The sequence below is a fragment of the Streptomyces sp. ISL-87 genome (assembly GCF_018614095.1).
In the GTDB taxonomy this organism is placed as follows: domain Bacteria; phylum Actinomycetota; class Actinomycetes; order Streptomycetales; family Streptomycetaceae; genus Streptomyces.
In genome coordinates, this window is record NZ_JAGGOY010000063.1 from 166,204 (window position 1) to 175,850 (window position 9,647).

Genomic DNA, 9,647 nt, shown 5'->3' on the forward strand with positions numbered 1-9,647 from the left:
AGTAGGCCGGAGCAGTAGGAGGGTCAGGCGGCCTTGGCCTTGGTGGCGTACATGTCCACGTACTCCTGGCCCGACAGCCGCATGACCTCGGCCATCACCGAGTCGGTGACGGCGCGCAGCACGTAGCGGTCGCGGTCCATGCCCTCGTAGCGGGAGAACTCCATCGGCTCGCCGAAGCGGACGGTGACCCGGCCCGGGCGGGGCATGCCCTTGCCGCCGGGCTGGAGCTTGTCCGTGCCGATCATCGCGAAGGGGACCACCGGCGCGCCGGTCATCAGCGTGAGGCGGGCGATGCCGGTGCGGCCGCGGTAGAGGCGGCCGTCGGGGGAGCGGGTGCCCTCGGGGTAGATGCCGAAGATCTTGCCCTCTTCGAGGATCCGCCGGCCGGTCATCAGGGCCGCGACCCCGCCGTTGGCCCCGTCGCGGTCGACCGGGATCATGCCGGCGCCGGTGAAGAACCACGCCATGAGGCGGCCCTTGATCCCCTTGCCCGTCACGTACTCGTCCTTGCCGATGAAGTGGACCGTACGGTCGCACACCAGCGGAAGGATCATGGAGTCGATGAAGGTGAGGTGATTGCCCGCCAAAATCACCGGACCGGTGCCCGGGATGTTCTCCACGCCCTCAACCCGGGTGCGGAACATCATGCGCATGACGGGTCCGACAGTGGCTTTGATGAGCGCGGTACGGAACAACGTGAGCCCTCCGGCATCGAAAGCGGTTCGCGCACCACACGGCGGTAGTGCAGGTGAGGACGATACTCGCGGCTCCGTGCTGATCGCACATCGGGTTCACGCGGTGGATACGCAGTGTTGACACAAGTTTCCGCCATGTTCCGTACACGCCCATCCCCCGGACACGGGCCGCTGCCTACCATCGGCACGCCGATCGCGGGCCGCGAGACGCCCGGAACACCAGAGATCCCGGGAGCGCCGGCCCCTTCCAGAACGAGGAGTGGCACTCATGAAGCAGGGTGGGGCAGCGCGGCGCACGGTCCTGGGGGCGGCCGTCCTGGCGGCCGGCGGCGGCATCGCCGGTCTCCCGGCGGGGTCCGCCTCCGCCGCAGAAGGCGGCCACGGCGGCTACCGGGACCTCCCCGTGCCGACCGTCATCGGCCACCGCGGGGCCAGCGGCTACCGGCCCGAGCACACCCTCGGCTCCTACCAGCTCGCCCTCGACCTCGGCGCCGACGTCATCGAGCAGGACCTCGTCCCCACCAAGGACGGCCACCTCGTGTGCCGCCACGAGAACGAGATCGGCGGCACCACCGACGTCGCGGACCACCCCGGGTTCGCGTCGCGGCGTACCACCAAGTCGGTCGACGGGGTCTCCGTCACGGGCTGGTTCACCGAGGACTTCACCCTCGCCGAGCTGAAGACCCTGCGCGCGAAGGAACGTATCCCCGCCGTCCGCCAGCGCAACACGCTCTACGACGGCCACTGGGCGGTGCCCACCTTCGAGGAGGTGCTGCGCTGGGCCGACCGCAAGGGCAAGCGGCGCGGCAAGAGGGTCTGGCTGCACGTCGAGACCAAGCACCCCAGCTACTTCCGCGCCCTCGGCCTCGGCCTGGAGGAGCCCCTCGCCAAGCTGCTGCGCCGCTACGGCCGCGACGGCCGGGGCGCCGCCCTGTTCCTGCAGTCCTTCGAGCCCTCCAGCATCCAGCGGCTGTCCCGGCTGGTCTCCGCCCCGCGCGTGGTGCTCCTCTCCGCCGCCGGCACCCGCCCGTGGGACTTCGAGGTGGCCAAGGACCCCCGTACGGTCGCGGACCTGGTCAAGCCCGAGGGCCTGAAGTGGATCGCCGGCTTCGCCCAGGGCATCGGCCCGACCATGGACCTGATCCTGCCGCGCGACGCCTCCGGCCGGCTCGGCACCCCGACCACCCTGGTCGAGGACGCCCACGCGCAGGGGCTGGTGCTGCACCCCTACACCGAGCGCAACGAGAACAGCTTCCTGCCCGCCGAGTACCGCAAGGGCGCGGATCCGGCCGCGTACGGGGATGCCTTCGGCGCGTTCCGGACCTACTTCGAACAGGGCATCGACGGAATCTTCACCGACAACCCGGACACCGGGCTGCTCGCGGCGGAGGCCTTCCGCCCGGGCCGCGGAGTCAACCGATAAGCGGAATAACTCATACGGGTGGGCCGTGCCCTGCGGGGAAACCGCGGGGCATGGCCCACGCGTCCCGCCCGGCATGGACCTGCTGAACGAACTCGGCCCGCTGCTCTCCGCCGAGGCGGCCGCGGAGGCCCCGGGCGCCGGTGTGGACGCCGCCGACCTGGAACAGGCTGTCTGGGTCAGGCTGCTGGAACACGACCCCGCTCCCGCCGAGCCCGTGCGCTGGCTGCGCCGGGCGGTGCGCGCCGAGGCCCGCGTGGCCCGGCGCCGCGCCAGGCGCGAGATCCCTTACGGCGGCGCGCTCGCCGGCGGCACGGCGGAACCGGAGGATGCCCTTCTGCACGGGGAGGAAAATCGGGTTCTCCGATCGGCAGTCGCCCGGTTGCCCGGACGCTGTCCGGAGCTGATGGGAGCACTTCTTTCGCCCAGAGACCTCACTTACCGTGAAATCGCAGGGGAGTTGGGTATCTCACAAGGAAGTTTGGGGCCCGTCCGTTCCCGTTGCCTGGGATGTCTGCGCAGAATGCTGGCTGCAGAGGTTGCGGCTCCTGGCCTGCGGGGAAAGGAGCGGTAGACCAACGGGCTACCAGGTGAGCTGGAGGCATGCGCACATGGGCATGAGCGTGACGATTTCGGCGGCTGCTGCCGAGGACGCTGAGCAGATTTTCAAGCTGCAGTACCTGGCGTTCCAGAGCGAGGCCGAGCTGTACGGCAACTACCGCATCCAGCCGCTCACCCAGTCCCTGGACTCCCTCAAGGGGGAACTGGCGACGGACACCGTGCTCGTGGCCCGGCTGGGTGACGAGATCGTCGGCACCGTGCGCGGCAACGTCGGCGAGGACGGCACCGCCAAGATCGCCAAGCTGTGCGTCCACCCGCGCATGCAGGGCCACGGACTCGGCGCCCGGCTGCTGCGCGCCGTCGAGGAGGCCCTCGCGGGCGACGGCGGGACCACCCGCTTCAGGCTGCACACCGGGCACAAGAGCGAATCCAACCTGCGTCTCTACCGCAAGGCGGGCTACACCCAGGTCGGCGGCCGCACCGCCTCCGACGGGGTGCGGCTGGTGATCCTGGAGAAGGAAGCCAAGGACGCCAGCGACTTCGCGGTCAGCGCCTAGTACGCAGCCAGAGCATCCCGGTGATCGGCAGGATCACCGGGATGAACAGGTAGCCCATCCCGAAGCTCGACCACACGGTCGCGTCCGGGAAGGCCTCGGGCCGGACCAGGGTCCAGGTGCCCACGATCAGTACGCCGGTCAGCTCGGCGGCGCAGCAGATCCGCGCCGCCTTGCGGGCCGTCTCCCCGCCGCGCACCAGCGAGTACGTGATGAAGGCGTACACCAGCGCGGCCACGCCGGACAGTGCGTACGGCAGCGGAGCCCGGTCGAACTCGGTGGAGATCTGGTAGGCCGAGCGCGAGACCGCGCCGACCGTGATCACTCCGTACAGCCAGACCAGCAGCAGCCCCGGTCCGGAGACCAGGCGCTCACGCCCGGCGGGCGCGGCGGCCGCGTCATCCATGTGTGCGTCCATGTCCGTGTCAGGCACCGGGTGTTCCCCAAATGTCATAGAGGCGTACTTCGAGCACGGCGAGGACGACCGCACCCGCGGCCACCGTCACCGAACCCCACTTGGTCCGCTCGCTCAGTGAGAGCAGCGCGGCGGCCGGGACCGCCGCGAAGGACCCGATCAGGTAGGCGACGAAGATCACCGCGCCCTCGTCGGCCTTCTCGCCCTGGGCCAGCTTGACCACTCCGACCACCAACTGGAGCAGGACCAGCACGGTCACCACGGCCATGCCGATGAAATGCCAGTCCTTGGTCGGCTGGTCCCGCCAGGCGGCGTGGCCGCACCAGGCGGCGAGGGCGAGTGCGGTCACGCCGATGGCGACCGTCAGGGCGTCGAGCATGCAGCGAGCGTATTACGGCCCGAAGGACCCGATGCGCGCGCCCCTGGGCCCCGGCTTTCCCGGCCGTGACGCGGAACGATGCCGTCCGGAATACGGTCGGAACGTGTCCGCTATCCGGACGGCTTTGATCGGTGACGGGATGCGTCTGCTTTACTGGGGCCCATGACCACGACGAGCAGCCGCACCCTTGCGACCGAGGCGACGATGACGCCCGGTGCTCGTTGTATGTGTCGAATGTGCGCCTTCTGAGGGCCCCTCTCCATGCAGTCTCGCGCCCCGAAGCGAGACCGGCCGAGCCCGTCCGCACCGCCGCTCCGAAGCGGCACGGATCGCTCCTGCCCCGCGCACGCGTCGCCCGTCGTTTCGTGACGGTCTGACCCGTATCGCGTCCCCAGATGTTTGCCCCGTGCCCGGCACTCCGCTGCGCCGAGCACTCGACAGCGACGGAAATCCTGTGATCACCACATCGGGCCTCACGAAGGTCTACCAGTCCCGTGGCCGTGAGGTCACCGCCCTGGACGGCGTCGACCTGCACGTCCGCGAGGGCGAGGTCTACGGAGTCATCGGCCAGAGCGGCGCCGGCAAGTCCTCCCTGATCCGCTGCGTGAACCTGCTGGAGCGCCCCACCGCCGGCACCGTGACCGTCGACGGCGTCGACCTCACCGCGCTCGCCGGCCGCGGCCGCCGCGCCGGCAAGGAGCTCCGCGAGGCCCGCAGCCGCATCGGCATGGTCTTCCAGCACTTCAACCTGCTGTCCTCGCGCACGGTCCAGGCCAATATCGAGCTGCCCCTGGAGATCCTCGGGATCTCCGGCCGCGAGCGCTCCCGCAAGGCCGCCGAACTCCTCGACCTCGTGGGCCTCGCCGACAAGGCCAAGGCCTACCCCGCCCAGCTCTCCGGCGGCCAGAAGCAGCGCGTCGGCATCGCCCGCGCCCTGGCCGGCGACCCCAAGGTCCTGCTGTCCGACGAGGCCACCAGCGCCCTGGACCCCGAGACCACCCGCTCGATCCTCCAGCTGCTGCGCGACCTCAACCGGCAGCTCGGCCTGACCGTGTTGCTCATCACGCACGAGATGGACGTCGTCAAGACGATCTGCGACTCGGCCGCCCTGATGAAGCGGGGCCGGATCATCGAGTCCGGCACCGTCGCCGAACTGCTCGCCACCCCCGGCTCCGAGCTCGCCGCCGAGCTCTTCCCGGTCAGCGGCGCCGCCTCCGGCCCGGACCGCACGGTCGTCGACGTCACCTTCCACGGCGAGGCCGCCACGCAGCCGGTGATCTCCCAGCTCTCGCGTACGTACAACATCGACATCTCGATCCTCGGCGCCGCGATGGACACCGTCGCGGGCAGGCAGATCGGCCGGATGCGCATCGAGCTGCCCGGCCGCTACGAGGACAACGTGGTCCCGGTGGGCTTCCTGCGCGAACAGGGCCTCCAGGTCGACGTCGTCGACGATCCCGAAGACGCAGACGCCGAGCTCGCCCAGCTCGTCAAGGATGGTGCCAAGTGACCTGGTCCGAGATGCAGCCCCTGCTCACCCAGGGCACGTACGACACCCTCTACATGGTGCTCTGGTCCACCCTGGTGACCGTCCTCGGCGGACTGCCCATCGGCATCCTGCTCGTCCTCACCGATAAGGGCGGCCTCCTCCAGAACCAGCCGCTCAACAAGGTCCTCGGCGTGATCGTGAACATAGGCCGCTCGCTGCCGTTCATCATCCTGCTGATCGCCCTGATCCCGGTCACCACGGCGGTCGTCGGCACCTTCATCGGGCCCACGGCCATGATCGTCCCGCTCGCCATCGGCGCCGTCCCCTTCTTCGCCCGCCTCGTCGAGACGGCCGTCCGCGAGGTGGACCACGGCCTGATCGAGGCCGTCGAGTCCATGGGCGGCGGCATCCCGACCCTGGTCGGCAAGGTCCTGCTGCCGCAGGCGCTGCCCTCCCTGATCGCCGGTGTCACCACCACCGTGATCACCCTGATCGGCTACTCCGCCATGGCCGGCGCGGTCGGCGGCGAAGGCCTCGGCTCCAAGGCCATCACCTACGGCTTCCAGCGCTTCGAGACCGGCTTCATGGTCGCCACCGTCGTGGTCCTGGTCGCGCTCGTCACCGTGATCCAGCTGATCGGCGACGGCGTGGTACGCGTCCTCGCCCGCCGCGGCCGGACAGCGTGAGGCCCACAAGCCTCCGGACAGTCTGAGGCCCCACGGGGCGCAACAGACCCACCCCCCAAGAAGGCCCGCACTTGTCGTGCTTGGGCCGCCACCACCCGCAAGACACGCGCACGATCCGCGCACTTGCACCGCAATGAAAGGCACTCTTCGTGCGTAAGAACATCAAGCTCACCGCCATCGCCGCCACCTCCGCCGCGCTCGCCCTCGGCCTCACCGCCTGCGGCAGCTCCTCGGACCCGTCCTCCACCAAGGCCGGCGGCAAGACCGACGAGAACAAGCCCCTCGTCATAGCGGCCTCCCCGAGCCCGCACGCCGACATCCTGAACTTCGTCAAGGACAAGCTCGCGGCCAAGGAAGGCCTCAAGCTCGAGGTCAAGGAGTTCACGGACTACGTCCTGCCGAACACCGCCACCGAGCAGGGCCAGGTCGACGGCAACTACTTCCAGCACAAGCCGTACCTCGACGACTTCAACAAGAAGAACGGCACGCACATCGTGCCCGTCGTGAACGTGCACCTGGAGCCCCTCGGCCTCTACTCCAAGAAGGTCAAGGCCCTCACCGACATCAAGGCCGGCCAGACCATCGCCGTCCCGAACGACACCACCAACGAGGGCCGCGCGCTCCAGCTGCTCGCCGCGAACAACCTGATCACCCTCAAGGAGGGTGTCGGCACCAGCGCCAAGCTGTCCGACATCACCGACAAGAAGGGCCTGGAGTTCAAGGAGCTGGAGGCCGCCACGGTCCCCCGCGCCCTGAACGACGTGGACGCCGCCGTCATCAACGGCAACTACGCCCTCGAGGCCGGTCTGAAGCCCGCCAAGGACGCGCTGGTCCTGGAGAAGGCCGAGGGCAACCCCTACGCCAACTTCCTCGCGGTCAAGGCCGGCAACGAGAAGGACCCGCGCATCGAGAAGCTCGCCAAGCTCCTGAACTCCGACGAGGTCAAGAAGTTCATCGAGGAGAAGTACCAGGGCTCGGTCGTCCCGGCCTTCGGCGCCCCCGCCGCCTCCTGATGAATAAGGCTTGATTCACCCCGGTTTGTCGGCCCCGCACACCCCCGTGGCGTGCGGGGCCGAGCCGTGCCCGCTTCCGGGCAACCCCGGCCATGCACATCCCCCGGCCGATGCTGCATGCTGTGGCCTACGCCGCACAAACGGTCCCGCAACACGGTCGCACCACGGTCTCAGGCATGGAGCTGCGCATGACTACCACCTTCCCGGACGTCACCATCAGCACGGACCGGCTGGTGCTGCGCCCCTTCGAGGAAGAGGACGTCACCGCGCTCACCGAGATGATGAACGACGAGAACATCACCGCCTGGACCACCGTCCCGCACCCCTACACCCACGCCGACGCGCACGGCTGGGCCACCCGGTACTCCCACACGGAGCGCACCGAGGGCCGCGGCATCGTCCTCGCCGTCACCGAGTTCCTCACCCAGCGCCTGGTCGGCATCGTCCACCTCCGGAACACCAACTGGCGCACCCGCGCCACCGAGGTCGGATACGTCACCGCCCCCTGGGCCCGCGGCGAGGGCTACGCCAGCGAGTCCGTACTCGCCGTCGCCCAGTGGCTCTTCCGCGACCAGCGCTTCGAACGCCTCGAACTGCGCACCCCGGCCGACAACACGGCCTCCCAGCAGGTGGCCCAGAAGATCGGCTGCATCAGCGAGGGCGTGCTCCGCAACGCCTGGATAGTGCGCACCCAGACGGCCGACGGCTCCTGGACCGACACCCGGACCGACCTCATCGTCTGGAGCCTCGTCCCCGAAGACCTCGACGACGCCGACGGGTACGAAGGCTACGACGGGTACGACAGCTACAGCGGATACGGCGGCGGCCCCGCCTTCGCAAAGCGTGCCGACGCGAACGGGTACGCGGTCTCGACCGACTGGAACTGAACCGATGACCAGGTAGTCTCACCATAAATCCATACCTTCCCCGCCTGCCCCCACATCCGCGCCTGCCCCCACCTCTGGAGACTGACGACGATGGCCGACCGGGTCACGGTGATCGGCTGGGACGGCTCCCCCCTGACCGCGGCCGCCCGGTCCGCGCTCTCCGCCGCCACCCTGGTGGCCGGCGCCGCCCACCACCTCGCGCTTCCCGAAGTCCCGCCCACCGCCGAGCGCATCCGCCTCGGCAGCCTGGGCCTCGCCGCCCGCCGGATCGCCGGCCACCGCGGCACCGCCGTCGTCTTCGCCGACGGGGACCCCGGCTTCTTCGGCGTCGTCCGCACCCTGCGCGCCCCCGAGCACGGCCTTGAGGTGGAAGTCGTCCCCGCCGTCTCCTCCGTCGCCGCCGCCTTCGCCCGCGCCGGTATGCCCTGGGACGACGCCCAGGTCGTCGTCGCCCACCCCCGCACCCTGCGCCGCGCCGTCAACGTCTGCCGCGCCCACAGCAAAGTCGCCGTCCTCACCTCACCCGGCGCCGGCCCCGCCGAACTCGCGCTGCTGCTCGACGGCGTCCACCGCACCTTCGTCATCTGCGAGGAACTCGGCACCGCCAAGGAACAGGTGAGCGTCCTCACCTCAGACAAGGCCGCCGACCACAGCTGGCGCGACCCCAACGTCGTCATCGTCATCGGCGGCGCGGGACAGGTCTCTGCCGCGGCCGAGCCCGGCTGGCTGCTCGGCCAGACCCCCGGCCAGAGCGGCCCCCGCGGCTGGGCCGCGCCGCAGGCCGACGTATCCGAGGCGGGCGAGGGGGAGTCGGCGCAACTGCGCGCCGCCCAGCTCGCCCGCCTCGGTCCGCGCACCGGCGACCTCGTCTGGGACATCGGGACCGGCTCCGGCGCCCTCGCCGTGGACGCCGCCGCGCTCGGCGCCGCCGTCATCGCCGTGGACGCCGACCCGCGCGCCTGCGAACGCGTCACCGCCGCGGCCCGCAAGCGGGGCGTACTGCTCCAAGTCGTCCCCGGGCACGCGCCGCACGTACTGGAGAACCTGCCCGAGCCCGACGTCGTCCGCGTCGGCGGCGGGGGAGCCGAGGTCGTCGCGGCCGTCGCCGACCGCCGCCCCGAACGGATCGTCAGCCACGCCTCCACACGCGACGAAGCGGAGGCCATCGGGCGCGCCCTCACCGAACACGGGTACGCCGTCGAGTGCGCGCTGCTCCAGTCCGTCGGCCTCGACCCCCGGACCTGGGCCGAACAGGACCGCTCCGTAGTCTTCCTGCTGGCCGCCGAACGCCCCGTGACCCGCTAGTGCCGTGGCCGGAAAGGTTCACCGGGTCGCGACGCTCCCCCGGCTACCGCTGGGAGGTGCCCCCAGGCACGGCACCTCGCCGCGTTGTCGGACCGCGCAAGTACGTCGAGTACGAGCCGCGGTCCTCCGCCTTGCGATGCACCGCACCGGACGCCGCGCCCCGGCAAACCTTTCCGGCCACGGCACTAGCCGCCGTAGCGGCCCGTGCACAGGGCGACGATGGCCGGGTCGAGCGTGCCCCGG

At 70.4% G+C, this 9,647-nt stretch carries 11 protein-coding genes; 8 read left to right on the forward strand and 3 right to left on the reverse strand.

All coding sequences use genetic code 11. The features are described from left to right. Nucleotides 1-23: 23 nt before the first annotated feature. On the reverse strand, nucleotides 24-653 hold the full coding sequence (locus tag J7I97_RS24185) for a 1-acyl-sn-glycerol-3-phosphate acyltransferase (RefSeq protein ID WP_214938341.1): 630 nt from the start codon (nucleotides 651-653) through the stop codon (nucleotides 24-26). Between the two features lie 310 nt (nucleotides 654-963). Between J7I97_RS24185 and J7I97_RS24190 the strand changes: the two genes are divergently transcribed. The 3 genes from J7I97_RS24190 to J7I97_RS24200 all read left to right on the forward strand — a co-directional run bounded on the left by J7I97_RS24190 (nucleotide 964) and on the right by J7I97_RS24200 (nucleotide 3,233). After that, nucleotides 964-2,118 (forward strand): glycerophosphodiester phosphodiesterase, encoded by a 1,155-nt coding sequence (locus tag J7I97_RS24190; RefSeq protein WP_214938343.1) that lies wholly within the window; start codon nucleotides 964-966, stop codon nucleotides 2,116-2,118. Between the two features lie 73 nt (nucleotides 2,119-2,191). Further along, nucleotides 2,192-2,689: a sigma-70 family RNA polymerase sigma factor gene (locus tag J7I97_RS24195; protein WP_214938345.1), complete on the forward strand. Its 498-nt coding sequence runs from the start codon at nucleotides 2,192-2,194 to the stop codon at nucleotides 2,687-2,689. A 37-nt stretch (nucleotides 2,690-2,726) separates the two neighbouring features. Further along, on the forward strand, nucleotides 2,727-3,233 hold the full coding sequence (locus J7I97_RS24200) for a GNAT family N-acetyltransferase (RefSeq protein WP_214938347.1): 507 nt from the start codon (nucleotides 2,727-2,729) through the stop codon (nucleotides 3,231-3,233). On the opposite strand, the gene J7I97_RS24205 is transcribed toward J7I97_RS24200, so the two are convergent. Together J7I97_RS24205 and J7I97_RS24210 are read right to left on the reverse strand one after the other, a co-directional pair. After that, complete coding sequence (locus J7I97_RS24205; protein WP_214938383.1) at nucleotides 3,223-3,648, reverse strand: hypothetical protein; 426 nt, start codon at nucleotides 3,646-3,648, stop codon at nucleotides 3,223-3,225. The genes J7I97_RS24200 and J7I97_RS24205 overlap by 11 nt on opposite strands. A gap of 7 nt (nucleotides 3,649-3,655) precedes the next feature. Continuing rightward, nucleotides 3,656-4,024, reverse strand: a complete 369-nt coding sequence (locus J7I97_RS24210; protein WP_214938349.1) for a hypothetical protein — start codon at nucleotides 4,022-4,024, stop codon at nucleotides 3,656-3,658. Between the two features lie 454 nt (nucleotides 4,025-4,478). On the opposite strand from J7I97_RS24210, the gene J7I97_RS24215 reads away from it, so the two are divergent. The 5 genes from J7I97_RS24215 (at nucleotide 4,479) to cbiE (ending at nucleotide 9,404) form a co-directional block, all read left to right on the forward strand. Next, nucleotides 4,479-5,534, forward strand: coding sequence for a methionine ABC transporter ATP-binding protein (locus tag J7I97_RS24215; RefSeq protein WP_214938351.1), 1,056 nt, complete (start codon nucleotides 4,479-4,481; stop codon nucleotides 5,532-5,534). Continuing rightward, nucleotides 5,531-6,199 (forward strand): methionine ABC transporter permease, encoded by a 669-nt coding sequence (locus J7I97_RS24220; RefSeq protein ID WP_214938353.1) that lies wholly within the window; start codon nucleotides 5,531-5,533, stop codon nucleotides 6,197-6,199. Before J7I97_RS24215 ends, J7I97_RS24220 begins: the two co-directional genes overlap by 4 nt. A 149-nt stretch (nucleotides 6,200-6,348) precedes the next feature. Next, complete coding sequence (locus J7I97_RS24225) at nucleotides 6,349-7,212, forward strand: MetQ/NlpA family ABC transporter substrate-binding protein (RefSeq protein ID WP_214938355.1); 864 nt, start codon at nucleotides 6,349-6,351, stop codon at nucleotides 7,210-7,212. Nucleotides 7,213-7,400: 188 nt separating this feature from the next. After that, nucleotides 7,401-8,099: a GNAT family N-acetyltransferase gene (locus J7I97_RS24230; RefSeq protein ID WP_214938357.1), complete on the forward strand. Its 699-nt coding sequence runs from the start codon at nucleotides 7,401-7,403 to the stop codon at nucleotides 8,097-8,099. A gap of 90 nt (nucleotides 8,100-8,189) precedes the next feature. Next, nucleotides 8,190-9,404 carry a precorrin-6y C5,15-methyltransferase (decarboxylating) subunit CbiE gene (gene cbiE / locus J7I97_RS24235; RefSeq protein ID WP_214938359.1) on the forward strand — a complete coding sequence of 405 codons (1,215 nt, stop codon included), beginning with the start codon at nucleotides 8,190-8,192 and terminating at the stop codon, nucleotides 9,402-9,404. Nucleotides 9,405-9,647: the final 243 nt, after the last annotated feature.

Excerpts from the sequence above, each read along its gene's own strand:
- J7I97_RS24210 (WP_214938349.1), bottom strand. The coding sequence starts at position 4,024 with ATGCTCGACGCCCTGACGGTCGCCATCGGCGTGACCGCACTCGCCCTC.
- cbiE (WP_214938359.1), top strand. The coding sequence starts at position 8,190 with ATGGCCGACCGGGTCACGGTGATCGGCTGGGACGGCTCCCCCCTGACC.
- J7I97_RS24195 (WP_214938345.1), top strand. The coding sequence starts at position 2,192 with ATGGACCTGCTGAACGAACTCGGCCCGCTGCTCTCCGCCGAGGCGGCC.
- J7I97_RS24185 (WP_214938341.1), bottom strand. The coding sequence starts at position 653 with ATGCGCATGATGTTCCGCACCCGGGTTGAGGGCGTGGAGAACATCCCG.
- J7I97_RS24230 (WP_214938357.1), top strand. The coding sequence starts at position 7,401 with ATGACTACCACCTTCCCGGACGTCACCATCAGCACGGACCGGCTGGTG.
- J7I97_RS24190 (WP_214938343.1), top strand. The coding sequence starts at position 964 with ATGAAGCAGGGTGGGGCAGCGCGGCGCACGGTCCTGGGGGCGGCCGTC.
- J7I97_RS24205 (WP_214938383.1), bottom strand. The coding sequence starts at position 3,648 with ATGGACGCACACATGGATGACGCGGCCGCCGCGCCCGCCGGGCGTGAG.
- J7I97_RS24200 (WP_214938347.1), top strand. The coding sequence starts at position 2,727 with ATGGGCATGAGCGTGACGATTTCGGCGGCTGCTGCCGAGGACGCTGAG.